Origin of the sequence: Amylibacter marinus (assembly GCF_030160015.1) — a bacterium.
In the GTDB taxonomy this organism is placed as follows: Bacteria; Pseudomonadota; Alphaproteobacteria; order Rhodobacterales; family Rhodobacteraceae; genus Amylibacter; species Amylibacter marinus.
The window spans coordinates 596,739-622,134 of record NZ_BSNN01000004.1; the positions used below are offsets into that span (position 1 = coordinate 596,739).

The 25,396-nt window shown below is 56.6% G+C and carries 27 protein-coding genes and 1 riboswitch; of the genes, 7 read left to right on the plus strand and 20 right to left on the minus strand.

The window, feature by feature from the left end; all coding sequences use genetic code 11:
- The 4 genes from sseA to dapA form a co-directional block, all read right to left on the minus strand.
- Window positions 1–819 carry a 3-mercaptopyruvate sulfurtransferase gene (sseA, locus tag QQL62_RS10130; protein WP_284378535.1) on the minus strand — a complete coding sequence of 273 codons (819 nt, stop codon included), beginning with the start codon at window positions 817–819 and terminating at the stop codon, window positions 1–3.
- Between the two features lie 82 nt (window positions 820–901).
- Window positions 902–1,177: a hypothetical protein gene (locus QQL62_RS10135; RefSeq protein ID WP_284378538.1), complete on the minus strand. Its 276-nt coding sequence runs from the start codon at window positions 1,175–1,177 to the stop codon at window positions 902–904.
- A gap of 62 nt (window positions 1,178–1,239) precedes the next feature.
- Entirely contained in the window at window positions 1,240–1,713 is a 474-nt protein-coding gene (gene smpB, locus QQL62_RS10140) for an SsrA-binding protein SmpB (RefSeq protein WP_284378724.1), read from the minus strand.
- Between the two features lie 69 nt (window positions 1,714–1,782).
- Window positions 1,783–2,655, minus strand: a complete 873-nt coding sequence (gene dapA, locus QQL62_RS10145; RefSeq protein ID WP_284378541.1) for a 4-hydroxy-tetrahydrodipicolinate synthase — start codon at window positions 2,653–2,655, stop codon at window positions 1,783–1,785.
- Between the two features lie 150 nt (window positions 2,656–2,805).
- On the opposite strand from dapA, the gene QQL62_RS10150 reads away from it, so the two are divergent.
- Window positions 2,806–4,749, plus strand: coding sequence for a lytic transglycosylase domain-containing protein (locus QQL62_RS10150; protein ID WP_284378544.1), 1,944 nt, complete (start codon window positions 2,806–2,808; stop codon window positions 4,747–4,749).
- Here QQL62_RS10150 and QQL62_RS10155 read toward each other — a convergent pair.
- Both QQL62_RS10155 and mnmC2 read right to left on the minus strand, forming a co-directional pair.
- On the minus strand, window positions 4,746–5,603 hold the full coding sequence (locus QQL62_RS10155) for a DMT family transporter (RefSeq protein WP_284378546.1): 858 nt from the start codon (window positions 5,601–5,603) through the stop codon (window positions 4,746–4,748). The two genes, QQL62_RS10150 and QQL62_RS10155, sit on opposite strands and share 4 nt — an antisense overlap.
- Window positions 5,604–5,661: 58 nt before the next feature.
- Window positions 5,662–6,336, minus strand: a complete 675-nt coding sequence (gene mnmC2, locus QQL62_RS10160) for a tRNA (5-methylaminomethyl-2-thiouridine)(34)-methyltransferase MnmC2 (protein WP_284378548.1) — start codon at window positions 6,334–6,336, stop codon at window positions 5,662–5,664.
- Between the two features lie 46 nt (window positions 6,337–6,382).
- On the opposite strand from mnmC2, the gene QQL62_RS10165 reads away from it, so the two are divergent.
- Entirely contained in the window at window positions 6,383–7,474 is a 1,092-nt protein-coding gene (locus QQL62_RS10165; RefSeq protein WP_284378550.1) for an NAD(P)/FAD-dependent oxidoreductase, read from the plus strand.
- Between the two features lies 1 nt (window position 7,475).
- Here the strand turns inward: QQL62_RS10165 and QQL62_RS10170 are convergent, their stop codons facing one another.
- Both QQL62_RS10170 and QQL62_RS10175 read right to left on the minus strand, forming a co-directional pair.
- Complete coding sequence (locus QQL62_RS10170; protein ID WP_284378552.1) at window positions 7,476–7,631, minus strand: hypothetical protein; 156 nt, start codon at window positions 7,629–7,631, stop codon at window positions 7,476–7,478.
- Window positions 7,628–7,918, minus strand: a complete 291-nt coding sequence (locus QQL62_RS10175; RefSeq protein ID WP_284378554.1) for a DUF5665 domain-containing protein — start codon at window positions 7,916–7,918, stop codon at window positions 7,628–7,630. The genes QQL62_RS10170 and QQL62_RS10175 overlap by 4 nt, the downstream gene beginning before the upstream one ends.
- A gap of 70 nt (window positions 7,919–7,988) precedes the next feature.
- Here QQL62_RS10175 and QQL62_RS10180 point away from each other — a divergent pair, with 70 nt between their 5' ends.
- Window positions 7,989–8,255 (plus strand): CBU_0592 family membrane protein, encoded by a 267-nt coding sequence (locus QQL62_RS10180; protein ID WP_284378557.1) that lies wholly within the window; start codon window positions 7,989–7,991, stop codon window positions 8,253–8,255.
- Here QQL62_RS10180 and cobO read toward each other — a convergent pair.
- Both cobO and cobN read right to left on the minus strand, forming a co-directional pair.
- Window positions 8,252–8,860: a cob(I)yrinic acid a,c-diamide adenosyltransferase gene (gene cobO, locus QQL62_RS10185; protein ID WP_284378560.1), complete on the minus strand. Its 609-nt coding sequence runs from the start codon at window positions 8,858–8,860 to the stop codon at window positions 8,252–8,254. The two genes, QQL62_RS10180 and cobO, sit on opposite strands and share 4 nt — an antisense overlap.
- Window positions 8,861–8,891: 31 nt before the next feature.
- Window positions 8,892–12,578 (minus strand): cobaltochelatase subunit CobN, encoded by a 3,687-nt coding sequence (cobN, locus tag QQL62_RS10190; RefSeq protein WP_284378564.1) that lies wholly within the window; start codon window positions 12,576–12,578, stop codon window positions 8,892–8,894.
- A gap of 63 nt (window positions 12,579–12,641) precedes the next feature.
- Here cobN and QQL62_RS10195 point away from each other — a divergent pair, with 63 nt between their 5' ends.
- A complete protein-coding gene (locus QQL62_RS10195; RefSeq protein ID WP_284378567.1) occupies window positions 12,642–12,845 on the plus strand; it encodes a hypothetical protein in 204 nt (67 codons plus the stop codon).
- A gap of 5 nt (window positions 12,846–12,850) precedes the next feature.
- On the opposite strand, the gene QQL62_RS10200 is transcribed toward QQL62_RS10195, so the two are convergent.
- Window positions 12,851–13,303 (minus strand): GNAT family N-acetyltransferase, encoded by a 453-nt coding sequence (locus QQL62_RS10200; protein ID WP_284378570.1) that lies wholly within the window; start codon window positions 13,301–13,303, stop codon window positions 12,851–12,853.
- Entirely contained in the window at window positions 13,300–14,367 is a 1,068-nt protein-coding gene (gene cobW, locus QQL62_RS10205; RefSeq protein ID WP_284378573.1) for a cobalamin biosynthesis protein CobW, read from the minus strand. The genes QQL62_RS10200 and cobW overlap by 4 nt, the downstream gene beginning before the upstream one ends.
- A 96-nt stretch (window positions 14,368–14,463) precedes the next feature.
- On the opposite strand from cobW, the gene QQL62_RS10210 reads away from it, so the two are divergent.
- Window positions 14,464–14,826: a DUF1636 family protein gene (locus QQL62_RS10210; protein WP_284378578.1), complete on the plus strand. Its 363-nt coding sequence runs from the start codon at window positions 14,464–14,466 to the stop codon at window positions 14,824–14,826.
- Here QQL62_RS10210 and QQL62_RS10215 read toward each other — a convergent pair.
- The 3 genes from QQL62_RS10215 to QQL62_RS10225 are packed head-to-tail and all read right to left on the minus strand — an operon-like array spanning window position 14,819 to window position 16,253.
- The gene (locus QQL62_RS10215; protein ID WP_284378583.1) at window positions 14,819–15,370 is read right to left on the minus strand and encodes a hypothetical protein; all 552 of its coding nucleotides are present in this window, start codon (window positions 15,368–15,370) and stop codon (window positions 14,819–14,821) included. The two genes, QQL62_RS10210 and QQL62_RS10215, sit on opposite strands and share 8 nt — an antisense overlap.
- Window positions 15,371–15,410: 40 nt before the next feature.
- Window positions 15,411–16,088, minus strand: coding sequence for a CbtA family protein (locus tag QQL62_RS10220; protein WP_284378586.1), 678 nt, complete (start codon window positions 16,086–16,088; stop codon window positions 15,411–15,413).
- A 3-nt stretch (window positions 16,089–16,091) separates the two neighbouring features.
- Window positions 16,092–16,253 (minus strand): CbtB domain-containing protein, encoded by a 162-nt coding sequence (locus QQL62_RS10225; RefSeq protein WP_284378589.1) that lies wholly within the window; start codon window positions 16,251–16,253, stop codon window positions 16,092–16,094.
- Window positions 16,254–16,286: 33 nt separating this feature from the next.
- Window positions 16,287–16,503: riboswitch (cobalamin riboswitch) on the minus strand.
- Window positions 16,504–16,710: 207 nt separating this feature from the next.
- On the opposite strand from QQL62_RS10225, the gene smc reads away from it, so the two are divergent.
- Window positions 16,711–20,166 carry a chromosome segregation protein SMC gene (gene smc / locus QQL62_RS10230; RefSeq protein ID WP_284378591.1) on the plus strand — a complete coding sequence of 1,152 codons (3,456 nt, stop codon included), beginning with the start codon at window positions 16,711–16,713 and terminating at the stop codon, window positions 20,164–20,166.
- A 39-nt stretch (window positions 20,167–20,205) separates the two neighbouring features.
- On the opposite strand, the gene QQL62_RS10235 is transcribed toward smc, so the two are convergent.
- The 3 genes from QQL62_RS10235 to QQL62_RS10245 form a co-directional block, all read right to left on the minus strand.
- Entirely contained in the window at window positions 20,206–20,712 is a 507-nt protein-coding gene (locus QQL62_RS10235; RefSeq protein WP_284378593.1) for a dienelactone hydrolase family protein, read from the minus strand.
- A 17-nt stretch (window positions 20,713–20,729) separates the two neighbouring features.
- Window positions 20,730–21,899: a lytic murein transglycosylase gene (locus QQL62_RS10240; protein ID WP_284378596.1), complete on the minus strand. Its 1,170-nt coding sequence runs from the start codon at window positions 21,897–21,899 to the stop codon at window positions 20,730–20,732.
- Between the two features lie 70 nt (window positions 21,900–21,969).
- Window positions 21,970–23,403: an aldehyde dehydrogenase family protein gene (locus QQL62_RS10245; RefSeq protein ID WP_284378599.1), complete on the minus strand. Its 1,434-nt coding sequence runs from the start codon at window positions 23,401–23,403 to the stop codon at window positions 21,970–21,972.
- A 164-nt stretch (window positions 23,404–23,567) separates the two neighbouring features.
- Between QQL62_RS10245 and QQL62_RS10250 the strand changes: the two genes are divergently transcribed.
- On the plus strand, window positions 23,568–24,221 hold the full coding sequence (locus tag QQL62_RS10250; RefSeq protein WP_284378602.1) for a peroxiredoxin: 654 nt from the start codon (window positions 23,568–23,570) through the stop codon (window positions 24,219–24,221).
- On the opposite strand, the gene QQL62_RS10255 is transcribed toward QQL62_RS10250, so the two are convergent.
- Both QQL62_RS10255 and QQL62_RS10260 read right to left on the minus strand, forming a co-directional pair.
- Complete coding sequence (locus QQL62_RS10255; protein ID WP_284378606.1) at window positions 24,222–24,755, minus strand: helix-turn-helix transcriptional regulator; 534 nt, start codon at window positions 24,753–24,755, stop codon at window positions 24,222–24,224.
- Window positions 24,756–24,835: 80 nt separating this feature from the next.
- The gene (locus QQL62_RS10260; protein ID WP_284378609.1) at window positions 24,836–25,369 is read right to left on the minus strand and encodes a hypothetical protein; all 534 of its coding nucleotides are present in this window, start codon (window positions 25,367–25,369) and stop codon (window positions 24,836–24,838) included.
- Window positions 25,370–25,396: the final 27 nt, after the last annotated feature.

Here is a 25,396-nt window from a genome sequence, read left to right on the forward strand (position 1 = left end):
CTAATCAGTAGCAATTGGTAAATCGTCGCGTGCGCCCCATTCAGACCAAGAACCATCATATAGGGATGTTTCTGTATTCCCCAGTCTTGCAAGAGCCATGGCAAGAATTGCCGCAGTCACGCCCGAACCGCAAGAGGTAATTATGGGTTGTTCTGGGTCTAGGTCTGCATTTTGGAATTGTTTTCTCAGCTCTGCCTCGGGCAATAGGCGCCCCTGCGCATCCAATAGCAATTTGAAGAACAGGTTTTTGGAATTTGGAATATGCCCCGATCTGGTGTTGGGGCGCGGTTCTGGTGCCTGTCCCAAGAAGCGCGCATTGGGGCGGGCATCGGCGATCTGGGTCTTGGTGGTCAGCACCTGTTGGGCATTTACCACCCTGTTCGGATTTAGGGTGGCGTGATATTTCGCGGGGGTTGGCGTGCTGGGAGTGGTGGCAATTGGGTGGCCCTGTGCCAGCCATTGTGGCATGCCGCCCTCTAGCACATAGACCTGTTCATGGCCCATGGCGCGAAACATCCACCAGACGCGCGCGGCGGAAAACAGCCCCGCCGTGTCATAAACAATAACCGTGTCGGTATTCGATATACCCATGGCCCCCACCGCAGTGGCGAATGCGTCCGAGGTGGGCAGCATATGCGGCAAGTCGCTATCGTGATCCGCGATGGCATCTATATCGAAAAACTGTGCGTTCGGGATATGCTGCGCGTGGAACTCTGCGCGGCAATCGCGTTGATCGCTGGGCAGGTACCACGAGGCATCCAAGATTTTTACGTGGTCTAGGTTTGCGGCTAGCCACTGGGGGGATTGGGATATTTTCATCTGGCCTGCGTAGCGGTTTTTGTGGTGTCGCGCAAAGAAAAACGCGCCAAGGCTAGCCTGGCGCGTTTCGGGAGGAACCGAATTACGTTGTAAACTTTTTGCGGATCACACTGACCAGCATCATCACCGCAGCACCGCCAATCCCGCCAGATGCGGCGGCTGTACCCATGGCGGGGGTGTCTGCCAGTGTTGAAAGCGCGCCACCATTGAATGCGTTAATCACTTGACCACCCAGACCGCCACCCAGCAGGCCCGTTAGGCTGTTGCCTAGGACCCCGAGGTTCAGGTTTTTTAGGAAAGCACCGGCACCATTTGCGCAGATTAGCCCTGCGACCATATTCAGCATCAATGTTTCCATTGGAACCTCACAAATTTATTTGTCGAGCATACAGTCGCCCTAGGGGAGAGTGCAAGGCACGGCTAGCTGTTTTTTAGCAACCGTTGCTTTTGGCGCGACCAGTCGCGGTTTTTGCTGGTTTCGCGTTTGTCGGCCTGTTTCTTACCCTTGGCCGTGCCGATCAATAATTTCACGCGACCCTTGTCGTTGAAATACATCTTTAGCGGCACGATGGTCATGGCTTGGCGGCCCTTGGCCTGCCATAGCTTGGCGATTTCGCGTTTGGATACCAGCAATTTACGGCGGCGGCGTTCTTCGTGGCCGAAATCACGGGCCTGTGGGTAGAGGGCAATGTAGGAATTAATTAGCCATAGTTCGCCGTCTTCTACATCGACATAGGCCTCGGTGATATGGGCGGCGGCGGTGCGCAGGGATTTCACCTCTGATCCCATCAGCATAACCCCGCATTCCAAGGTATCTTGGATTGCGTAATCGTATCGAGCACGGCGGTTTTCCGTGATCATTTTATTATTATCAAAGGTTTTTTGCTGTGCCATGGTCGGGTGGATATAATCCAATGTGGCGGCCCTGCCAAGGGCATAACGCGCCCCGAGGGGCGCGCAGGATTAGTTTAGGATACCCGCAAGGCGCATGGCTGATGCGACCTTCTCTTTGGTGCTATCCTCTAATGTCGTCATCGGCAGGCGCATTTCATCCGAGCAGTGCCCCAAAAGGGATGCGCCGTATTTTGCGCCCGCGGCACCAGGTTCTGTAAAGATGGCCTCGTGCAGGGGCATCAGGCGGTCTTGGTATTCTAGGGCCGTTTTATAATCACCTGCGGCCAATGCATTTTGGAATTCAGCACAGAGCTTGGGGGCGACATTGGCTGTAACCGAAATACAGCCAACCGCGCCGTGGGCAAATGCGCCAAGGGCGGATGCATCCTCGGCCGACATCTGTACGAAATCAGCGCCACATGACAGGCGTTGCTGGGTGATGCGATCCATTGACCCCACCGCGTCTTTGACGCCGATGATGTTATCCAGCTTGGCCAATTCGCCCATGGTGTCTGGGGTCAGGTCAATCACGGAACGTGCCGGAATATTGTAGATGAAAATCGGCAGGCCAATTTCGTTTAGCGCCGCGAAATGGGCATAAAGCCCACGCTGGGTAGGCTTGTTATAATAGGGTGTCACCACCAATGCGGCATCCGCGCCCACATCCTTGGCAAATTGCATCAGGCCAACGGCCTCGGCGGTGTTATTAGAACCAGCGCCTGCAATCACCGGCACGCGGCCTTTGGTGTGTTCGACCACGACGCGGATCACGTGTTCGTGCTCGTCGTGGGATAGGGTGGCGCTTTCGCCGGTGGTACCAACGGGGACAAGACCATGCGAACCTTGGCTGATTTGCCAGTCCACAAGGTGTTTCAACGCCACATCATCCACTGTGCCGTTTGACATAGGGGTGATTAATGCGGGCATAGAGCCTTTGAACATGCTGTCCTCCAAGATTGTTGATCATTCTATTGATTCTGGGCCTATTAGCGCGAATTGGCGCAAATGAATACCATCAATTTATATCACTAAGTTCTGACTTTGAAAAATTTGTGCAATCCCTTAGGGTTCGGCTAAGAAAAAAGGGCAGATATGAAAAAAATACTAAGAGCGGCGCTGTGCTTATCAGTGTTGGCCGTGGGCGGGCCGGTAATGGCAAATTTGGCACAGGATGGCAAACGCCTATCTGTAGCGCTACAGGCGATCGATGCAAAGAACTGGGCAGAGGCGGATCAGCTCCGCCGCGGGCTACAGGATAAGGTGGCCCGTGATATGGTGGTCTGGGCGCGTCTGCGCGCAGGTCAGGGCGCGTTTGAGGATTATGTGGAATTTTTAGCGCGCAATGCAGATTGGCCGGGGCTGAAGCGTCTGCGTCGCAGTGGCGAGGCATCGATTGGATCAGGTGCTAATGCGCGCAGTGTGGTGGAGTATTTCGCGGCCCAAGCACCGCAAACAGGGGCTGGTGCGCTGGCCTTGGCGCGGGCTTATGGGCAGCTGGGTCAGGACAAGGCGGCGCGCGCCGCGGTGATTGCGGGCTATGTTAATCTATCCTTGACCGAGCGTGTTGAGCGCGAATTTATGGACCGCCATAAGCGGATTGTGTCGCGTCACTATCAGGAACGGATGGACAATCTGTTGTGGAAGGGTTGGCAGGGCGAGGCCTCGCGCATGATCCCGCTGGTGTCTGATGCACAGGGTAAATTGGCCCGTGCGCGCATCGGTCTGCAACGCCAAGAGCCAAATGTTGATGCGCTGATTGGCGCGGTTCCGCGTAGCCTAGCGGGGGATGGTGGTTTGGCCTACGACCGGTTTCAGTGGCGCATGAAGAAGGATCGCTGGGATGAGGCGCAGGAGTTAATCATCGAGCAGACCAGCAAGAAGCTGGGGCGTGCAGAAAGCTGGGGCAGCCGGCGACGCGGGTTTGCGCGCCGCGCTATGCGGGCCAAGGACTATACCGCCGCCTATGGGTTGGCCAGCAAGCATGGTCTGAGCGCGGGGGCGGATTATGCCGATCTGGAGTGGTTATCGGGCTACATCGCCCTAAAGTTTTTAAACAAGCCAAAGCTGGCGCGCAAACATTTTGAGCGTTTTGAGGGGGTGGTCAAAACTCCCGTTAGCCGCGGGCGCGCTGGGTATTGGCTGGGGCAGGTCTATGAGGCGCTGGGCCAAGACGGCCTTGCGCAGGCGGCTTATCGTGATGGTGCACAGCATTCCACAAGCTTTTATGGTCAGCTAAGTGCAGAGCGTCTGCAATTGCCCCCGGATGCCAGCCTGATGGGCGATGTGCCCAAGGGCCGTTGGCAGAAATCCAGCTTTGCTAAATCCGAGGTATTGCGCGCGGCCCATTTGCTACATCACGGGGACCGTCCGGTAATGGTGCGCTGGTTCTTGGCGCATATGGCCGAGACCATGGGGCGCGATGATATGGCGATGTTGGCGGATTTCGCGCTAGAGCTGAACGAGCCTTTTGCCGCATTGGGCATTGCCAAAGAGGGGGCCAAGCGTGGGATCACCCTGCCCACGGCCTATTACCCTGTTACGGATTTGGCGGATTTCTCGCGTGATGTAGCGCCCGAGGTTGCCATGTCTATTGCGCGGCGCGAAAGCGAGCTGAACCCTGATGCGATCAGCCATGCGGGCGCGCGCGGATTGATGCAGATTATGCCTGCCACCGCCCGCAATGTGGCCAAGGAAATTGGCGCCGAGTATTCCAAGAACCGCCTGACGTCTGATTGGAAATACAATGCCACCCTTGGCACAGCCTATTTGGCGGGGCTGTTGGAGCGCTATGATGGCAACTATCCGCTGGCCTTTGCGGGGTATAATGCAGGGCCGCACCGTGCGGATGACTGGATCGCCGAATATGGCGACCCGCGCGATTCATTGGGGGATCCGGTGGACTGGGTCGAGCACATCCCCTTTCGCGAAACCCGCAATTACGTGATGCGTGTGATGGAGAGCCTGCATGTGTACCGTGCGCGTATTCATGGCGCGGTAGGGGTTGTGCAATTGCGCGCGGATTTAACCCGCGGCTAGGATTTTGCGGCCCGTTCGCGCCAGAGGGTGAACAGCCCTGCACCCACCACAAAAGCGACCCCAATGGCGGTGGTATGCGTCAGCGTATCGCCAAAGATGCTGACCCCTAGGATACAGCCAAACACCAGTTGCATATAGGCAAAGGGCTGCACCGCGCTGGCCTGCGCCACGGCATAGCATTTGATCAGCAGGAAATGCCCAAGGGATGCTAAAATGCACAGAAGCGCCATCCACGCCCAATCTTGGGGCGACATATTCTGCCAGTGGAATACCCCGATAGCGGTGGCAACGATTGCGCCTATGATGCCTGTCCAGAAGAAGCTGGTGCTGGGGGTGTCGCGCCGCGCGGCGTAGCGTGTTAGCAGGCCATAAAGTGCAAACATCAGCCCCGCGGATAGCGGGAATATCGCATGGATGCTGAACACCGCCCTGCCGGGCTGTAGGATGATCAGCATGCCCAAGAAGCCCACAAATATTGCCAGCCAGCGCCGCCAGCCCACCTGTTCGCCCAGTATTGGCCCAGATAGGGCCGTGATGATCAGCGGATAGGCAATAAACAGGGCGTAGCTCTCGACCAGCCCCAGATAGACAAAGCCCAGCACCATAACATAGACCTCGCCGACCAATAAAACCCCGCGGAGGACCTGTAGCCAGATCTGGCGGGTGCGCACGCTGTGGCCTTGGTGGCGGGTCAGGGCAATGACGAAGGCGGCAAAAAACCAATAGCGCACCATGATCACCATAAATACGTTATATTCCCCCGCGAGGTGGCGCGATATGCCATCCTGAAGCGCAAAAACCAAGGTGGTCGCAATCATCAGCATAATACCGAGTTTTGTGTTGTTTTCTGTCATGTGGGGTGCCTTATTTGACCAAAGCCTAGCCCAGAGAGCGCTGTATAGATAGTGATTTTTAGGTGCGTTTACCGACCGCCATATGCCGTTTGCGGCCAAATCCAGCTATGCGCGTGACGTTAAATCCTGCATCTGTCAGGCGCTGGCGCACATAGCCCGCGGCGCTATAGGTGGCAAAGGTGCCGTGTGGTGCGGTATGTTGGCCCAAGGCGCACAACAGATCTGCATCCCACAGTTCTGGATTTTTGGCAGGGCTGAAGCCATCTAGATACCATGCATCGGCCAAGCCATCCCAGCGTGGCAGGGTTTGGCGGGCATCCCCGATGATAATGGTTGCACGCAGTGTTGGCGTGTTGATCTGAAATCCCTTTTCCAATTGCACCAACATTTGTTCTGCTAAGGGGGAGAGTTCTGGCCAATGGTTCAGGGCGCGGCGCATGTGGGGGATTTCCATGGGAAAGGCCTCGAAGCTGGTGTAATTCAGCGGAGATGTATGCCCGGCCTCGATCCACGCCTGCCATGTGGCCAGCAGGTTTAGCCCCGTGCCAAAGCCCAGCTCTGCGATATGAAAATCGGGCGCAAAGCGCGCGGGCAGGTCATTGCCGCCGATGAATACATGGCGGGTTTCGCCCAACCCATCGTGTAGGGAAAAATAGGGGTCATCAAATGCCGTGGCGATCGGCGTGTCGCCATCGCGCCATGTTAGTGCGGCGTTTTCGATCTGGTCGGTCATGGTGTTTTGCCCTAGATAAACCCCAAGAATAGAAAGCGGCGCGCGAATGACAAGTCAGAATTCAATGGATGTGATTATTGCGGGGGCAGGCATATTTGGCCTGTCTTGTGCCTATGCCTGTGCGCGTGCGGGAATGTCCGTAACAGTGCTAGAGGCCGATAAGGTCGGTGCGGGGGCATCGGCGGGGATTGTGGGGGCCTTGGCACCTTATACACCGGATCAGTGGCATGCCAAAAAGCAGTATCAGTTCGAGGCCTTGGTCAGCGCCGAGGCGCATTGGGGCGAGGTGGACAAATTATCGGGGCAGACATCTGGCTATGGGCGCATCGGGCGTCTGGCGCCGATTATGGACGAGCGCACCTATAAATTGGCTCATGATCGCCACCAAGAAGCCAAGGTGAACTGGCGGGATTACCGCTGGGAGGTACGCGCAGAGGATGCCTTGATCCCCGCTAGCGCGGCCCCTATGGGGGTGATCTATGATACCCTATCGGCGCGGTTATATCCGCGTATGGCGCTGGCGTCATTGGTGCGGGCCTGTAGGCGGCTGGGGGTCGAGATTATCGAGGAACGCCGCGTGACTGGATTTGGGGATCGAATGGTCTTTGGGCGCTGGGGTGAGATGCGCGGTGATGCCGTGATCTTAGCGGGGGGCTATGAGGGATTTCATCTGCTGGATTATCATTTCGGCACGCAGATGGGCACAGGGGTCAAGGGCCAAGCGGCGATTTTGGACATTGATTTAGGGGATGCGCCACAGATTTATGCGGATGGGGTTTATATAATCCCCCATGCCAATGGCACCACCGCCGTTGGGTCCACATCGGAAAATAAATGGGGTCAACCCAGTGGAGTGGATCATCTGCTGGACGAGGTGGTGGCCAAGGCCCGCGCCATTTGCCCCGCCATTCGCACCGCGGATGTGATCCAGACGTGGTCTGGCCTACGCCCCAAGGCGCGCCGCCGTGATCCATTGTTGGGGGAAATCTCTGATGTTGCGGGCGTTTATGCGGCCATGGGGGGCTTTAAGATCGGTTTTGGCTTGGCGCATAAAATTGGCTATAGCTTGGCGGATATTGTGGCGGGGGGCGATGGGGGGGTGCCGCGCAGCTTCACCATAGCGCATCATCTTGAATGATCTATTTGTCGTCTTGGGGGCGGCGCTTTGATTTGCGTTTGAACAACAGGTTCAACGGGAAGACCAGAAGGGCCACCAGCGAGACAATCAGCGTAACCACCGCCATCAGTATAGCCGCAACCCCACCTGATGCGATTTTTTTAAGGCGTGTGATCATCTGGGGGCTTGGATGATTTCCAGCACTTCGGTTGCCCAGTTGCCGATCACGGGGATGAAATCAATTTGTTGGAGGAATGACACCAGCAGCGCGATCAGCAATGTGGCCCCGATCACAGACCCCAGGCCAAAGGCCAGCCCGCGCACCAACTGAAAGAGTATCAGCCCCAGCCAGCTGTCATGGGCGCGCACGAATTTGTGGCTGTTTAGGGCGATGACCTCTGAGCGCAGGGCGCGGATTTCGCGGGTCATTGCATCGGGTGATGAGTCGGCTATTTCTGTCGTCATAGGGAATTTGTGCACTGGGCTTGTACCAAATGCAACCCTTGGCTAAACGGGATTAGAAAGAGGGGGCACCATGGATGTGATTGCAGACTTAATCTGGGCAGATTGGGTGGGTATTGCGGGATCGATAGTGATTGCGAGTGCCTATTTTGGCGTGTCCGCCGGGCGTTTGGTTGGGGATCAGCCGCCGTTTCAATTGGCCAATTTGCTGGGGGCGGGTTTGATCTTGATATCGCTGTATTACCGCCCCAATGCTGGGGCGATTGTGATCGAGGTATTATGGGTCTTGATCGCGATTTATTCGCTGCTGCGCCATTATAGGGGCCGACGCAGGGGTTAGTATTCCACCCCTATTTGCGCCTTTACGCCGGATCTGAACGGGTGTTTTACCAGCTCCATCTCGGTGACTAAATCGGCGATTTCAATCAGCTCTTCTTTGGCATTTCGCCCTGTTAGAACAACATGGGTCATTTCCGGTTTTTCATCGACCAAGAATTGCACCACCTCGTTGATATCCACATAATCATAGCGGATGGCGATATTGATTTCATCCAGCAAGACCATGGAATTGCTGGGATCACGGATCAGCTCTTTGGCCTTGGCCCATGCGGCCTGTGCCATTTCGGTGTCGCGGGTTTTATCCTGTGTTTCCCATGTGAAGCCTTCGCCCATTGTGTGAAACGAACAGATATCGCCAAAGCGATCAAGGATCATATCGCGCTCGCCCGTTGACATGCCGCCCTTGATAAATTGCACAACGCCCGATTTCATACCGTGGGCAATATGGCGGAAAATCATGCCAAAGGCGGCGGTGGATTTACCCTTGCCCTTACCTGTATGCACAATGATCAGCCCACGCTTGTCGGTTTTCTGGGCCATGATTTTATCGCGCGCGGCCTTTTTCTTGGCCATTTTCATCGCGTGGCGTTCGGTGTCTTCTGACATTCTATCCTCCTGTATGGGCGTTGGTAATAGGTTAGCGCAGTTCTTCGATGCGCGCATGCACTGAATTTGATTTTGGTATCCATAGGCCACGCCTGATCGCCTCGGCTAGGCGCTCGGCCATTTCGCGCAGGGCATCGGGGTTATTCTGGGCGATGAAGGCGCGGGTGTCATCATCGGCAATGAAGGCCGCCTCGATCATATCAAAGTGGTGGTTCTTCACGACCCCCGTGGTGGCGGCAAAGGCAAAGAGATAATCCAGCGTTGCCGCCATTTCAAAAGCGCCTTTATAGCCGTGGCGTTTCACGCCTTCGATCCATTTCGGGTTCACCACACGGGCACGCATCACGCGGCCAATTTCATCATCCAATGTGCGGATAACGGGGCGTTCCGGGCGGGAATGGTCGTTGTGATAAATTGGGCGTTCTTGGCCCTGTAGGGTGGTAACGGCCGCCGCTGCCCCTCCCTCGAATTGATAGTAGTCATCGCTGTCTAGGATATCATGTTCGCGGTTGTCTTGGTTTTGCACCACTGCATCTACGGTTTTTAGGCGGGTTTCAAGCGCGCCACGTGCGCGCAGGCCCGCGCCGTCTTGGCCATAGGCATAGCCGCCCCATTCCAGATAGGCATCGGCCAGATCGGATTTATCCGCCCAGAGCTGTTCGTCGATCATGGCCTGTAGCCCGGCACCATATGCGCCGGGTTTTGATCCGAAAACACGGTGCGCGGTGCTTGGGTCATCGCTGCGGTAATTGGCGGCGGCGGTATTCATGTCATCGGGTTCATCCAGCGCCATGATGGCGCGCGCGGCACTATCGACCAGCGCCATTTGTTGGGGGAAGGCATCGCGGAAAAACCCAGAAACCCGCAGGGTCACATCAACGCGCGGGCGGCCCAGAACAGACAGCGGCAGTATCTCAAACCCCGTGACGCGGCGATTGGCGCTATCCCATTGTGGTTTCGCCCCCATCAGGGCCAGCGCCTGTGCGATATCGTCGCCGCCCGTGCGCATATTGGCGGTGCCCCATGCGGTTAACAGCATCGCGCGGGGCCAATCGCCATGATCCTGTAGGTGTTTTTCGATGAGCAGGTTGGCGGATTTCCAGCCTAGTTTCCATGCGGTGGGGGTGGGAACAGCGCGGCTATCAACCGAGAAGAAGTTGCGCCCTGTGGGCAGAACATCCAGCCGCCCACGGGTGGGCGCGCCAGAGGGAGCGGGGGGGACAAAACGCCCCGCCAATGCATCGATCAAACCTGCGCGTTCCTGTGGGCCACAGGCAATAACACGCGGAAGAACCGTATCGCGGCAGCCCTGTAGCACGGCGCTAACCTGTGGCCAATCTGCGTAGGATGCGCCATCTAGCAGGCGCAGGCACAACAGCTCGATACGCTCGACGGTATCGCCATGGCTGCGCCATGTATCACTGCTGACATCGGTTAGCGCATCTGGGCGCGGCCCTTGCCATGGCGCCGACATTTCGCAATCCAGCGGATCAAAGCCAAGTTTTAGATCATCGGCCAGTGCGCGCTGCAGGCTGGCGTTTGCGCCCGCGCCATCGCCGCGCGGAATGCGCAACAGGGCCGCACAGAGATCGCGCTGTAATGTCCCGCTGGGGGTGGTGCCGAAAATATGCAAACCATCGCGGATTTGGGCCTCTTTTAGATCACACAGGTATTCATCCAGCTTGGCCAGATCGCTGTCTTGGTCTGTGCCGGTCATACCCACATCTTGGTCGATGCCGGTGGTGGCGGTTAGGGCCAGAATTTCACGGCGCAGGTGGGTGATGCGGCGCGCATCTACGCCTGCGGCTTCGTAGTATTCATCCACCAAGGCCTCTAGATCGCGCAGGGGACCATAGGTTTCTGCGCGGGTCAGGGGCGGGGTCAGGTGATCGATGATCACCGCGGCTGAGCGGCGCTTGGCCTGTGTGCCTTCGCCCGGGTCATTGACGATAAAGGGATAGATATTGGGTGTGGCCCCCAGCGTGATTTCTGGCCAGCATGTTTGGGACAGGGCGGTAGCCTTGCCTGGTAGCCATTCTTGATTGCCATGTTTTCCCATATGCACCAGCGCATGGGCCGCGTGGGAATTGCGCAGCCAGAAATAGAAGGCCAGATAGTTATGGGGGGGTACCAGATCAGGGGAATGATAGGTATCCTTGGGGTCTATATTATAGCCGCGCGCCGGTTGCACCCCGACACAAACATTCCCGAATTCAAAGATCGACAGGGCAAAGCCGGTATCCCCGCAAAATGGATCATCCTCGGGGGCGCCCCAGCGGGATTCGATTGCCGCGCGTGCATCCAGTGGCAGGTTGGCATAGGCCTTGGTATAGGCCTGTAGTGATAGGGTCACGCCGCCAGTGCGTTGGTGGCGATCGGTGAGCCAATTGGTGGGGCCGCTGGTGATGATTTCCATCAATGCCGCACTATCGGCGGGGGGATTTTCGACTGTGTACCCCTGATCGGCCAGCGCATGGATCATATCCACCGTGGCCTGTGGGGTATCAAGGCCAACACCATTGGCCAGCCGCCCGTCTTTGTTTGGGTAGTTTGCAAGGATCAGCGCAGTTTTCTTGGCTGTGGGTTGTGTGCGGCGCAGGCGGGCCCAATTTGCGGCGAGGTCGGCGGTGAATTCCACACGGTCCCCAACAGCGCGATAGCTGGCGATGGGGCACTCTGTGGCCTCGTCGAAAAACGCCTCGGATTTAAACGAGATGGCGCGGGATAGGATGCGGCCATCAACCTCGGGCAGGGCCACGTTCATGGCGATATCGCGCGCCGACAGGCCGGTCAGACCCTCGGCCCATGCCTCTTCAGAGCTGGCCGATAGAACCACCTGAAATATGGGGGCGTTATTGGCGCTGGGTGCGGATAGCGGGTTTTGTGCGCTATCCGATTGATCTGGGGTGCCCACGGCAAAGCTGGTGCAATTTAGGATCACATCGGGGGGAGCGGCAGCGAACAGCTTATCCAATGTGGCGGCGGATAGGGGATCCTTGAGTGATGCCACAAAGATCGGCATCGGGTTTAGGCCGCGGCGCAACAGAGATTTGATCAAGCGGTTGATGGGGTGCAGGCCAGCACCCTGAACCAAGGCCCGGTAAAATGTGATGGGGATAATGGGCGCATTTTGGTGCCAATGCGTGCGGATATCGCCCAGCGTTGGTGCATCTAGGGCGGGCCAGTACAGCCCCGCCTTTAACAGAGGTTTAGCGGGATCTGGGCGTGGGGTATCGGCCAGCATCGCCGCGGCGTAGCGCAGGAAGTTTTGCGCATTCTCCGGCCCGCCCTCGACCATATAGGCCCAGAGTGCATTCCAGTCGGCATCGTTCGTTGTGGACAGTTCGCGCAATTCTGGATCTGGTTTGTCGTCGCCGGGCAGGGCAATGAATTTCACCCCAGCCGCCCCGAGGCGCGCCGCATATTGCATCAGCCCGTATTTCCAGTAGCCTGATCCGCCCAGAACCCGCGCGATGACCAATTTTGATTTCGAGGCGCATTGATCGATATGCAAATCCACCGACATCGGGTGGGTTAGGTGTGTGAGATTGGCCAAGCGTAGGCTGGGCGCGAAATCTATACTGCCGCGTGCATCGGACAGGGCGGCCAATTCTGTATCGGCGGCCGAAATAAATACGATCTCGGCCGGTGTCTGGCCTAGGTCAAATGGTTCTGAGCCATCGTCGATTGATCCGGGTGTGGCGGCGAGTAAATGCATAGGATTTTATCTGTTAGCGAGATTTTTGCAAAGTTGCCCCATGGTTCCGTTTAGGAGGCGGACATGAAAAACATTAGCAAGCGAATTTATCAAGTGGGCGAACGGGTTTTGCAAAAGGATGTGATTTACCAAGAGGTTTTGGCGGATGGCAGTAAGACCAACCATTTTATCCCACCACCCCAAAATGGCTATTTGCCCCCCACCCAGAACCGTGCGGCGGTGTGGTTGCGGCGCAGTTATCGGTTTTTGCAGCGGGGCATCAGCTAGGGCGCTCATAGGGTTTTTTCCATGAAGATGGAGTGGGGGTCTAGTTTGTAATCCCCAAAGGGGCCGCAATCGGCAAAGCCGTATTTGTAATACAGCGCATGGGCGGCATCTAGGCCGTCACCTGTTTCCAGCTTTACCGAGGAAAATCCTTCGGTGCGCGAGAGGGTGATCAAGTGGTCTAGGATGTGCTGGGCCAGCTTTTGGCCACGTGCCGTGGGATCAACGAACATCGATTTAATCTCGATATAATCATCACGCCGCGCGATGGCGCCACAGCCCATTATTTTGCCCTCTATTTTTGCGGTGACGAAGGTAACCTCGTCGCCGCACAGCGCATCCACCGAAAAATAATGACAGCTTTCCTCTGGATACAGCGATTGCATCAGGGCATGGCTCTGCTGCAGCAGGGCGCGGGCCTCTGGTTGCTTTGGGTTGGTTGTTTCTACGCTGATTGTCATTGCGTCAGCGCGGCCTCTATTGCGCCTTGGTCAAGGCCAGCCTGTCCGATCACCACCAGTTTTGTGCAGCGCGCAGCGGTGCCAAAGGGTTGATCAAAATAGGTATCAACCCGTGGGCCAACGGCCTGAAGTGTTAGGCGCATTGGTTTGCCCGTGATTGCGGCAAATCCCTTTAGGCGCAGGATATCAAATTTACGGATTACATCGGCCACATGCTGGGCAAAGGCGTCTGCATCAGCGATTTCGCCCATTTCCACAACGAAGCTTTGGAATTCGTCATGGTCGTGATCATGCGCGTGGTGGTGGTCATCGTGGTGGTCGTCGTCATGATCGTGGTGGTGGTGATGCACCTCGTGGCGTGCAGACATATCTGTTTCGGCGCCGATGCCCTGGCCCAGCAGAACATCGATAGGCAAGGCGCCCATGCTGGCCTTGACCACCTGTACGGCATCACGGCTGTCTGATTTTAACTTGGTGGTCAGTGCGGCCGTCTCATCGGCGGTTAGCAGGTCTGATTTATTCACCACGATCATATCAGCACAGGCGATTTGATCCTCGAACAGCTCGGATAGCGGTGTCTCGTGATCAAGGTTTTCATCCATCGCGCGCTGGGCATCTACGGCGGCGACGTTATGGGCGAATTGCCCATCTTGTACTGCGCGCCCATCAACCACGGTGACAACACCGTCAACGGTAACTTGGGTGGAAATTTCGGGCCAGTTGAATGCGCGCACCAGAGGTTGCGGCAGGGCAAGCCCCGAGGTTTCAATCACGATGTGATCCGGTTTCTGGTCGCGCTCTAAGAGGGCCTGCATGGTGGGGATGAAGTCATCAGCCACGGTACAGCAGATACAGCCATTGGACAGCTCCATGATGTCGTCTTCTGTGCAGGTTTCATCGCCACATCCCTTTAGGATATCTCCATCGACCCCCAGATCGCCGAATTCATTGATGATCAGGGCTATGCGTTTGCCATTTGCGTTTTGCAGCATGTGGCGGATTAGGGTGGTTTTGCCTGCGCCCAAGAAACCGGTGACGACTGTTGCTGGGATTTTCTGTGCCATGGTGATTTTTCCGTATGTTAGCGTTGTTACGACGCCAGCTTGTCAGTTTATCTATGCTGGGCTAGGTGTGGTGTATTAATTGAAGGCGGGATGGGCATGAGCCACACATTATTCATTTGTTCGACGTGTTCGCCCAAGGGCGAAGCCGATGCCCGCGGGGCGGCATTGGCAGATGATCTACGGGCCTTGTTTACGACATCCGATATGCCACAGATCAGGGATTTCATCATTGAGACCCAAGAATGCATGTCGGCCTGTGCTGACCCCGTGGCGATATCATTTCGTTCAGCGGGCAAGGCGGCGTATATTTTTGCAGGCATTGATCCAGAGCGCGACCACGCGGATATACTGGCCTTTGCTAAATTGTATATCGAGGCCCCCGATGGCTGGATTGTGGATGCGCGCCCCTGTGGACGGTTGCGCCATTGCCTGCGCGGGCGCATCCCCGCCATCAGTTAACCTGAACGATCTGCTCGGCGGAAACCTTTTCGCCCTCTACCGCAATCACGCGGTGGTCATTGGAATTTAGGGTAACGGTAATGGTGTTTTCCCCGCGCGGCAGAGATTCAATATACAGCCAACGGGTATAGAGTCGCGCCAATTTCTCTCCATTTACATAGACATGGGCATGGCCTTGGCCGTCGCGGTGTTCTTCGTTCACTGTTTGTGGGGAAAACTCGAAATTCTCGGTTAGAATTTCAAGGTTCCAACCAGAGACCGCATCGGGGTGCACGAAAATGCTGATACCCGGTTTTGGGCTGTCGGCGGCGGTATCTACGGGTGCATGGTGATTGTGATGATCCTCGCCCACTTGGCTGACATTACAGTGGTCTAGCGCGGCGGTTTCATGCCCCGCATGGGCATTGACTATGGGGGCATCATGATCGGTGGCGTGGTCATGATCGTGGCCCTCTAGCTCTGCGCCGGAACCCACCGCCAACAGAAATCCAAGCCCCGTGCCAAAAAACGCGCCTATCGCCAGCATTGCCATTGGATTTTTCATCTATTTACTTCCTTGTGATCTGGTCAAACAGATGCCCCGATCAGGCATCTGCAGAGTTTTTCCAGAAATACGCGGATAATATCCCCAACACAACCCATGCGGCCAATCCAACCCCCAGCGCGGCACCTGCGAACAGGCCAACCAATTCTGGTGGTGTGGTGCCCGTAAATGTATCGGGGTGGGGCGCGCCGATCACATGGGGGGCTGCCAATAGAACAATGGCCGCACCCCAAGCACGCCAAGATGTCCCAAAGGCCAGAAGCCATCCCGCCAACGCCGTTGCCGCCACGGTACTAAACCACCAAGTTTGGCGCAGACCAACATCCGCCGCCGCCGAGCCGGGCAATTCGGGGGGCAGGCCGACCGCTGGGGCAAAGTGCACGGCGATAAACCCTGCTACCCCCCAGACCAGACCTTGGCGCGGGGTAATGCGATTACCGCGATCTTCTGACAGAGACATGATCGCCACTAGGATCAGCGCATAGCCGCAATAAATCAGCGCCGTAAACAGGATAGATAATCCGTTACGCTGAATATCAAAGGGTTCCGATGGCACATGGGCGGGGCTACCAGCCGCCCCCGCATGGGCCAATTGACCAGACTCGTATAGCTCTGCGTGTAGTAGGTGCGGTTGCACGAATACCAATTGCAACAGAGCGGCAATCAACCCCGTTACAAAACCAGCGAACAATGCGCTGGTTACCAATCGTGTGAACATGTGTTAGTGGCAGGGGAAGCCAGTTGCGTGGCGCACGTCGTGGGCCGCATCATGCAAAGTGGCCGCCTGAATGTGGCCCGCAAATGTAATAACGGACAGGCCCAGCAGCGCAGTAAATAGCAGCGTGGCGGTTTTCGTATTGATCTGTGCAAGTACAGTCGTCATGTTTTTCTCCTACCCGTCATCCCCGACGGTTCTTGGTTTCCGTTCTGCAGGGCTGGTCTCCTGACTCGCGGATCGATCGTTTCGCCACCTTCCCAGCATTTGCCAGTGGTTTTTGGCGTCACTCTCCGCATACAGTCGCGGGGGCGGTTGCGGCATCGGGCCCTTGTATAGGTCATCCCTGTCCGCATTCCCATTTCATCCCCAGACATTTCCTATGCCTATATGGGGAACCATGCGCGCCCTTTGTGCCCGCAACAGGGGGGATGGGTCAAGATGGATTCCGACATTGCTGGGATTTTTGCGGCTAAAAACCAGAGTGCCAGCATGTCTAAATCGGCCATAAGTGCCAATATCTTGTGGATAAGTCGGGTAAAACCCCCATATACGGTTGTTTTTTGTTGACTCAGGGGGGGATACCCCGCGACCTTGGGGGGAACAAGAATCAATGGGGCGTATTTTGCAGTTCAGCAAGCTTCGACTGACAGGATTTAAAAGTTTCGTTGATCCCACAGAGCTGGTGATCGCGGATGGTCTGACCGGTGTGGTCGGGCCAAATGGCTGTGGGAAATCGAATTTGCTAGAGGCCCTGCGCTGGGTCATGGGGGAAAACCGCCCCAAGGCCATGCGCGGTGGCGGTATGGAGGATGTGATCTTTGCCGGTGCATCTACCCGCCCTGCGCGCAATTACGCAGAGGTCGCCCTGCTGATTGATAACGCCCAGCGTCTGGCCCCCGCGGCCTTTAACAGCCAAGACTTGCTAGAGGTGACGCGGCGCATCACCCGTGATGTGGGATCGGCCTATAAGGCCAATGGCAAGGAAACCCGCGCGCGCGATATCCAGATGTTGTTTGCTGATGCATCCACGGGCGCGCATTCGCCGGCCTTGGTGCGTCAGGGGCAGATTTCCGAGCTGATCAATGCCAAGCCCAAGGCGCGGCGGCGCATTTTGGAAGAGGCGGCGGGGATTTCTGGATTGTATCAGCGCCGCCATGAGGCAGAGCTGAAGCTCAAGGGTGCTGAGACCAATCTGGGCCGTGTTGATGATGTGATCGAACAGCTAGACAGCCAATTGGGCAGTTTGGCCCGCCAAGCCCGCCAAGCGGCGCGCTACCGCGAGATTGGCACAGAATTGCGTCAATCAGAGGGGCTGTTGTTGTACCGCCGCTGGCGCGAGGCCGATATCGCACGCCTTAAGGCGGCAGAAGAATTGCTAGAGGCCAGCAAGGCCGCCGCCGCGGCCCAAGCCGCCGCCAGCCAAGCGCTAAAGACCCGCGAAGAGGCCGAGGGCAAGGTGCCGCCGCTGCGCGAAGAAGAGGCCATTGCGGCCGCCGTGGTACAGCGGCTGGACGTGCAACGCGATACGCTAGCGGATCAAGAAAATCAGGCCCGCGCCCAGATCGATACCCTGCGCGCGCGCATCACCCAGTTGGGCAATGATATTGAACGCGAGGCTGGCCTGAACAAGGATGCCGGCGAGACAATCAAGCGTCTTGATTGGGAACAGGATCAAATCCAGAAAGCATCCGTAGGCCAAGAGGACAAGCTGGCGCGTGCCAATGAAGAGGCGCGCGATGCCGCCAGCGTAATGCAAGATCAAGAAAGCGCTTTGGATCAGCTGACCGAAGATGCGGCGCGATTGGCCGCGCGCCACCAATCCTGCCATCGTCTGTTGTCTGATGCCCAAAAGGTGTTGGACAGCCGCCAAAGCCAATCTGACGCTGCAGGCGCCGCGGTGTTGACCGCCCAAGAGGGATTGGCCGAGGCCGAGACGACCCTGCGCACCGCCGGTGAAACCCGCGCCCAAACCCAAGAGGCGATCCGCAAAGCCGAGGCGGATCTGTTAGAGATTGAAGGCAAGCGCAGCGCCGCACAGGCGGCAGACAGTGATGCCCGCGCTGCATTATCCGAGGCAGAGGGCGAGGCAAATGCCCTGCGTGCTGAGGTTGGCGCATTAGAGCGCGTGATCGCCCGCGATGCATCCGAGGGCCCGCAGGTTCTGGATGATGTGCGCGCCCGCAAGGGATATGAGGCCGCCCTAGGTGCGGCGCTTGCGGATGATCTAAAGGCGCCAATTGTGGGGGAAGGCGAGGCATCGGGCTGGGCTGAGTTGGCACAGTATGATCGCGCGACAGAGTTGCCCGCGGATGCCGCGCCTTTGGTTGACTATGTTACAGCACCTGCGGTTTTAAACCGCCGTTTGGCCTATGTGGGGGTGGTATCCCGAGCGCAAGGCGCGGCCTTGCAGGGGGCACTACAGCCTGGCCAACGCTTGGTCAGCCTTGAGGGCGATTTGTGGCGCTGGGATGGGTATCGCCAAGGTGCGGATGATGCGCCATCTGCGGCGGCATTGCGCCTGCAACAAATGAATCGTCTAGAAGATCTGCGCGCGGGGTTTTCTAAGGCCAGTGGGCAATTAGAACAGGCCCAGCAGGTATTCGATCGCGTGCATCAATCGCTACAAGAGCTGATTGCCGCCGATCATAGCGCACGCAGTGCGCGCAAGGCGGCGGATGAGCAGGCTACACAGGCTACTCGGGCCCTATCTCGCGCCGAGGCGGATCGCGATATGTTGGCCGGCAAGGTCGAGACCCAAAAGTTGGCGCAACAGCGCTTGGATGAAGAGGCGCTAGCCGCGCGCGCGGCACTGGCAGAGGCACAGAAAAACGTAGCTGATTTGGGTGATTTGGAAGCCGCCCGCGGCGCGGTGGAGACCACCAAAATCGCGGTAGAGGCGGCGCGGATGACGATGCTGACCAAGCGGTCGTTGTTTGATGATACGCGCCGCGAAGGCGAGGCCCGCACCAAGCGGCGCCAAGAGATTATCAAAGAGGTCAGCGGCTGGCGCCATCGCCTAGAAACCGCCGAGAAACGGATATCCGAGCTGGAAACCCGCAAGGTTGAGAGCGAAGCTGAGTTGGGCCAAGCCACCGCCGCCCCCGAAGAGATCGCCGCCAAGCGTGATGAATTGAACCGTGCGATTGATGCGGCACGCGCGCGCATGTCTGCGGCATCTGATGCGCTGGCGGTGGGGGAAACGGCATTGCGCAGTGCAGAGCAGGACGAACGCGACGCCGAGCGCGGCGCATCTGATGCCCGCGAAAAACGCGGCCGCGCCGATGCGGTGGCCGAGGCGGCAACCACACAGGTGGAATTGGCCGCAGAGCGTATTTATGAGGATTTGAACGTATCGCCTGAAAACCTGCTGGAGCAACTAGAGACCGACCCAGATAAGATGCCCCCTGCGGATATGATCGAGGCCGATGTGGCGCGTCTGCGCCGCCAGCGCGACAGTCTGGGGGCCGTTAATCTACGCGCCGAGGAAGATGCCAAAGAGGTCTCTGAAGAGCGCGATATGCTGGCGCGTGAAAAAGAGGATCTAGAAGAGGCGATCCGTGCATTGCGCACGGGGATTGCCAGTCTGAACAAAGAGGGCCGTGATCGGCTGTTGGCGGCCTTTGACGAGGTGAATGCCAATTTCTCGAAGCTGTTTAAGACACTGTTTGATGGTGGTGAAGCCAACTTGGTGCTGGTAGAGAGCGATGACCCGCTGGAGGCGGGTTTGGAGATTATGTGCCAACCGCCGGGTAAGAAATTATCGACGCTGTCTTTGCTGTCTGGTGGGGAACAGACGCTAACGGCGCTGGCGCTGATTTTTGCGGTATTCTTGGCCAATCCTGCGCCGATTTGTGTGCTGGACGAGGTGGATGCGCCGCTGGATGATGCCAATGTTACGCGGTTTTGTAACATGCTGGATGATATGATCAAGAACACCGATACGCGGTTTTTGATCATCACCCACCACGCGGTGACCATGGCGCGTATGGACCGCTTGTTTGGGGTGACCATGGCCGAACAGGGGGTAAGTCAGCTGGTGTCTGTGGATCTGCAGGCGGCGGAAGAGATGGTGGATTAGGGGCAACGCCCCTGCACCTGTTTGGTTATAGATCTGCGTCTAGTATTGGGCGATGTGGGGCAAATATTCTGAGATGATCAATCGGGTTTCCTGCCACGCGGTAGAGCTGGGATCGCAATAATAGCTATGATCGGTATTGGGAAATATAGAGACATGGTCGGGGACCTTGCTCATCCAGGTTTCGCTGGGGATATTGGGATCGTCTGCGCCGAAAAAGACATGTGTTGGAATTGGAATGGGCGGAACTTGGCGTAGGCGTGTCGAGGACAGGCAGAACAGGCGGGTAATTGGCGCACCCGCCATTGCCGCGCGCCAAAGGGCATAACCACCAGCGCTATAACCCAGCGCGACACAGGGGGCGGTTATGGTATCAACTAGGCCGCGTACGACCTCGTCAATTCCGCCGCTCTCGAACAGGTGCTGGTGAAGGGGCGCACCGCTTAGCGCGCGGTGCCCACACAGGGTTGCAAGCGACAGGTACTCTTGTCGCTTGTTCAGCAGGCACTTATGCGGGCTTGTATTGTGGATATCCGTGACGACGAGCATTTACAGGGTCTATCAAGTTATAACTTCCCCAATAACCCAACCGTCGGCCATGCATCGGCAGGTAATTTCAGGCGCTGTTGTTCGGCCTGTACCGCGGCGCGGGTTTTTGCGCCTAGGATGCCGTCGATTTTGCCCACATCGTACCCGCGCTTGGCCAGCTTTGATTGCAAGGATTTCATTTGATCGCCGGACAGCGGTGCGTCGGGGGTGCCTATGTTAAAGCGTGGCGCGCCGTTTAGGCGGGTGGCGAAATAGGCGGCAGAGGTGACGTTGACCAATGACTTATTCCATTTGAAATAAACATCGAAGTTATCAAACACCAGAAATGCGGGGCCCTTGCGGCCCTCGGGCAGTAACAGGGATGCGTTTAGGTTTCCGCTTGCACTGGTGCGTAATTTTACGCCTTTGGCTTTCCAAGCAGAGACCTTTTGTGGCTTGCCTAGGCCTGTTTTTGACCAATCCATCTGGCTGGGGACATTGACCTCTACCATCCATGGCTGGCCTGCCTGCCAACCGTGGCTTTGCAGTACCCGCGCCGCTGTTAGGATGGCATCGGGGGCGGAATTTACCAGATCGACCTTGCCGTCCCTATTTCCATCAACGCCTTTGGTCAGGACATCCCTTGGCAACATCTGTACCATGCCAATTTCGCCCGCCCATGCGCCGCGGGATTTTGTTGGGCTAAAGGTGCCTTGCTTCCACAGCTCTAGGGCTGCGAAAATTTGCGGGCGGAACAGGTCTGGGCGGCGACAATCATGGGCCAGTGTCGCCAGCGCATTTAGGGTGTTAAACCCGCCTTGGTTCGCACCGAAATCCGTTTCCATGGCCCAAAAGGCCAACAGGACGGGGGCGGGCACGCCGTAATCGGCCTGTGCGGTTTTAAAGGCGGATGCGTATTGTTTGTGCTTGGCGGCCCCCACCTTTAGGCGATTGCTGGACACGACGCGGCCTGCGAATTTGGTGAAATTTTGCCGGAAGACAGCTTGTGAGCGATCCAGTTTCAAAACCTTCGGGTCTTGGGCTGTATTGGCGAAGAATGCCTTGGCGTCTTTGCGAGAGTGGCCCAGATCGCGGGCCTCTTTTTCCAGGCCTTTGACGAAGCTGTTGAAAGAGCCACCGCATTTAGCCAGTGCAGGCGCACCCAAGGTGAGGGCCGCGATCAGGCCAAGTGAGGTAAGAAATTTCATCAATATGCTCCGATAGAAAACAGCGCCCAAGGGTTGGGCACTGGTTAATGTGGTTATGGGTGATTGGAAATCAAGAAGACCAGCCCGTGATATGTTTGACCTCGATGAAATCCTCTAGGCCCCATTTGCCGCCTTCGCGGCCATTGCCGGATTGCTTGTAGCCGCCAAAGGGTGAATAGCCTGTGCCGCCTTCGCCGTTAATGCGGATCATGCCAGAGCGCATGGCGCGCGCGGCGCGATTGGCGCGGGCGGAATCGCCCGTCTGGACATAATTGGTTAGGCCGTAATCGGTGTCATTGGCCATTTCATAGGCTTGTTCTTCGGTATCAAAGGGGCTCATGACCAGCACCGGGCCGAAGACCTCTTCGCGGTAGAGGGTCATATCTGGGGTGACATCAGCAAAAATGGTAGGGCGGGCGTAGTAGCCGCAATTCAGCCCATCGGGGCGGCCAAGGCCACCGGCCACAAGGCGTGCGCCTTCGTCAAGGCCGGTTTGGATCAGGTCTTGGACTTTGTTGAACTGTGCCTCGGAGGCCAATGTGCCCATATGCCTGCCCTCGGTTGCGGGGTCGCCCACGCTGTGATTTTGCGCGGTTTTGGCGGCAATTTCCACGGCCTCGTCGTAGTAGGGCTGTTCCACCAACATGCGGCTGGGGGCATTACAGCTTTGGCCTGTGTTGTTCATCATATGCAGCACCCCGCGTTTAACGGCGCGCTCGTCTGCATCGGCAAAAACGACATTGGCGCCTTTGCCACCCAATTCTAGGGTGACGCGTTTGATTGTATCGGCGGCAGATTTCGAGATTAGCTTGCCTGCGCGGGTAGAGCCGGTGAAGGAGATCATATCCACGTCTTTGTGCGCGGACAGCTGGCTGCCCACGCCCACGCCATCGCCGTTAACCATGTTGTAGACACCGGCGGGCACACCCGCGGCGTGCATGACCTCGCTAAAGATCTGTGCAGAGAGGGGGGAGATTTCCGAAGGTTTCAGCACGCATGTGCCCCCTGTGGCAATGGCTGGGATCACCTTTAGGAAGACTTGGTTCATGGGCCAATTCCACGGGGTGATTAGGGCGGAGACGCCGATCGGCTCTTTTAGGATCATCTCGCCGGCGCCGTTTTTCACGGGCTCTTCGAATTCGAAATCCGTTAGGGCATCGATGAAGCCATCGATGTGGTAGGTGCCGCTGGTGACCTGCTGATTGCGCGACATGGAGATCGGGGCGCCCATTTCCATGGTGGTGGCCTGTGCCATATCCTCTGCACGTTTCAGATATTCTGTGCGGATGGCGTTGAGCAGATCAAGGCGCTCTGCCTTGGTGCTGTGTTGCCATGTGGCAAAGGCCCTGCGCGCGGCGCTGACGGCGGCATCTGTATCGGCCTGATCGCCCAGTGAAATCACCGCACAGGGCTGTTCCGTGGCCGGGTTGATCACCTGTAGGTCGTTTGGATTAGCGGGATTTACCCATGCGCCATTGATATAAAACTTGCGATAGTCGAGCATAGCGAGCCTTTCTTAGAATTTGTGGGAATCTTGCATTCCTATAGCAGCTTGGCAATCACGAACTGAGTTGGGTGATGTTCTATTCGCCACAAACCGCCCAAAGTAGTTTGACGGCGGACAGATGGGTCACTAAGCCTAGAACAAACACCAAAAGGAGCTAGACGATGGCGTTACGCATTAATGACACTGTGCCGAATTTCACGGCTGATACCGATCATGGGGCGATTGATTTTCATCAGTGGCTGGATGGGAAATGGGCGATTCTGTTTTCGCACCCCAAGGATTTTACCCCTGTGTGCACCACCGAATTTGGTGCTGTGGCGCAATTGGCCGATGAGTGGGCCAAGCGTGACACCAAGGTGATTGGCGTATCGGTAGATGGTGTCGAGGATCACAAGAAGTGGAAGAATGACATTGAGAAAGTTGCGGGCACATCCGCGGGTTTCCCGATTATCGCGGATGAGGATCTGGCGGTATCAAAGGCATTTGATATGTTACCAGCAGAGGCCTATTTGCCGGATGGGCGCACCCCGAATGATAGTGCGACTGTGCGTTCTGTGTTCATCATTGGTCCTGATGCACAGTTGAAATTATCCATGACTTATCCGATGACTGTGGGGCGTAATTTTGCCGAGGTTTTGCGCGCGCTGGATGGATTGCAGACCAGTGCGAACAATGGCGTGGCGATCCCTGCTAATTGGCAGGTGGGGCAGGATGTGATCATTCCGGCGACCGTGAGCAACGAGGATGCGGTTGCCAAGTTTGGCGAATTTGAAACAATTCTGCCCTATTTGCGCAAAGCTCAACTGCCCAAGTAATCAAGATTTGGCGTCCTGCGGTATGTTTATCCGCGGGGTGCCTTCTGCTGTTTCTATTGCGCCATCAATCAAATCTTCGATAAAAATCAGCAACAGCTGGGTGCGGCTGGTGACGCCTGCCTTTTTATAGACGGCGGCGTTTTGGGCCTTTATCGTGCCTTGGCTTTTGCCGCGTAGGGTGGCTATTTCGGCGACCGAGAAACCCTTGAGCGTTAGGAGGGCGACCTCGCGTTCTGATTTGGTTAGGCCCCAACGTGTAAATTTTTCCATCAGAAGATTGGCAAAGTCACCCGATATCATCAACAGTTGGTTTTCAACGCGGCGGTTGCGTTTTAGGGTATCGCGCAACACCAGAATTGTGGCGAATGCGCCCATCAATAGGCCAATCAGCGCCGAGATTTCGATGACCTCGTGCCATTCCCATGGCAGGGCGGTGGAGCGTAGGCCCAGAACCTCGCTGGCGAATTGATAGATAAAGGCAGCGGCCAATAGCAGCTGTAGTGCCAAAAAGTATCTAGAAATTTTAAATTTCATGTTGGCCTGCCTTTTGGAATTCTGGGTGTGTTCATCCAAAAATACTGTGAAATTATTGCGGTAGCGTAACGGGGTGGGATTTATTTTTTCTTCTTGCCGTTGCCATTATTTCCATTATTGCCATTGCCATTGCCATTGCCATTGCCATTGCCATTGCCATTGCCATTGCCATTGCCATTGCCATTGCCATTGCCATTGCCGTTGCCATTGCCATTGCCATTGCCATTGCCATTGCCGTTGCCGTTGCCATTGCCATTGCCGTTGCCGTTGCCGTTGCCGTTGCTCTGGTTGGTATTGGATTCAGTGCCGGAGTTTGAAGAACCCTCGGCGGTAGGCGGTGCCTGTGTCATATTGACGTTGTTGGGTGCCTGATCTTTGGTGACGGTATCGCGCAGCAATATTCCGCCCTTGCTAACAACCAGCTCGCGTTTTGTAGGGCCAATGCACCCACGTATTTTAGTGCGCCCCAGCAGTGTCCTGCTTTTGGTAATATCGGTATAGCCCTGTGCGCGTAAATTGGCGATGACCTGTTGGGGTGATAAGGCCTGTGCGGGGTGGCCCAATAGGCCTATGCCAATGATGAACGCGGCAAGAGCTGGCAAATATTGATGCATTAGAAACTCGGGCTGTGATTTTGGGAA

Bases quoted from the DNA above. Each gene is read 5' to 3' on its own strand.
- sseA (WP_284378535.1), bottom strand. From the start codon at position 819: ATGAAAATATCCCAATCCCCCCAGTGGCTAGCCGCAAACCTAGACCAC.
- QQL62_RS10135 (WP_284378538.1), bottom strand. From the start codon at position 1,177: ATGGAAACATTGATGCTGAATATGGTCGCAGGGCTAATCTGCGCAAAT.
- smpB (WP_284378724.1), bottom strand. From the start codon at position 1,713: ATGGCACAGCAAAAAACCTTTGATAATAATAAAATGATCACGGAAAAC.
- dapA (WP_284378541.1), bottom strand. From the start codon at position 2,655: ATGTTCAAAGGCTCTATGCCCGCATTAATCACCCCTATGTCAAACGGC.
- QQL62_RS10150 (WP_284378544.1), top strand. From the start codon at position 2,806: ATGAAAAAAATACTAAGAGCGGCGCTGTGCTTATCAGTGTTGGCCGTG.
- QQL62_RS10155 (WP_284378546.1), bottom strand. From the start codon at position 5,603: ATGACAGAAAACAACACAAAACTCGGTATTATGCTGATGATTGCGACC.
- mnmC2 (WP_284378548.1), bottom strand. From the start codon at position 6,336: ATGACCGACCAGATCGAAAACGCCGCACTAACATGGCGCGATGGCGAC.
- QQL62_RS10165 (WP_284378550.1), top strand. From the start codon at position 6,383: ATGACAAGTCAGAATTCAATGGATGTGATTATTGCGGGGGCAGGCATA.
- QQL62_RS10170 (WP_284378552.1), bottom strand. From the start codon at position 7,631: ATGATCACACGCCTTAAAAAAATCGCATCAGGTGGGGTTGCGGCTATA.
- QQL62_RS10175 (WP_284378554.1), bottom strand. From the start codon at position 7,918: ATGACGACAGAAATAGCCGACTCATCACCCGATGCAATGACCCGCGAA.
- QQL62_RS10180 (WP_284378557.1), top strand. From the start codon at position 7,989: ATGGATGTGATTGCAGACTTAATCTGGGCAGATTGGGTGGGTATTGCG.
- cobO (WP_284378560.1), bottom strand. From the start codon at position 8,860: ATGTCAGAAGACACCGAACGCCACGCGATGAAAATGGCCAAGAAAAAG.
- cobN (WP_284378564.1), bottom strand. From the start codon at position 12,578: ATGCATTTACTCGCCGCCACACCCGGATCAATCGACGATGGCTCAGAA.
- QQL62_RS10195 (WP_284378567.1), top strand. From the start codon at position 12,642: ATGAAAAACATTAGCAAGCGAATTTATCAAGTGGGCGAACGGGTTTTG.
- QQL62_RS10200 (WP_284378570.1), bottom strand. From the start codon at position 13,303: ATGACAATCAGCGTAGAAACAACCAACCCAAAGCAACCAGAGGCCCGC.
- cobW (WP_284378573.1), bottom strand. From the start codon at position 14,367: ATGGCACAGAAAATCCCAGCAACAGTCGTCACCGGTTTCTTGGGCGCA.
- QQL62_RS10210 (WP_284378578.1), top strand. From the start codon at position 14,464: ATGAGCCACACATTATTCATTTGTTCGACGTGTTCGCCCAAGGGCGAA.
- QQL62_RS10215 (WP_284378583.1), bottom strand. From the start codon at position 15,370: ATGAAAAATCCAATGGCAATGCTGGCGATAGGCGCGTTTTTTGGCACG.
- QQL62_RS10220 (WP_284378586.1), bottom strand. From the start codon at position 16,088: ATGTTCACACGATTGGTAACCAGCGCATTGTTCGCTGGTTTTGTAACG.
- QQL62_RS10225 (WP_284378589.1), bottom strand. From the start codon at position 16,253: ATGACGACTGTACTTGCACAGATCAATACGAAAACCGCCACGCTGCTA.
- QQL62_RS10235 (WP_284378593.1), bottom strand. From the start codon at position 20,712: ATGCTCGTCGTCACGGATATCCACAATACAAGCCCGCATAAGTGCCTG.
- QQL62_RS10240 (WP_284378596.1), bottom strand. From the start codon at position 21,899: ATGAAATTTCTTACCTCACTTGGCCTGATCGCGGCCCTCACCTTGGGT.
- QQL62_RS10245 (WP_284378599.1), bottom strand. From the start codon at position 23,403: ATGCTCGACTATCGCAAGTTTTATATCAATGGCGCATGGGTAAATCCC.
- QQL62_RS10250 (WP_284378602.1), top strand. From the start codon at position 23,568: ATGGCGTTACGCATTAATGACACTGTGCCGAATTTCACGGCTGATACC.
- QQL62_RS10255 (WP_284378606.1), bottom strand. From the start codon at position 24,755: ATGAAATTTAAAATTTCTAGATACTTTTTGGCACTACAGCTGCTATTG.
- QQL62_RS10260 (WP_284378609.1), bottom strand. From the start codon at position 25,369: ATGCATCAATATTTGCCAGCTCTTGCCGCGTTCATCATTGGCATAGGC.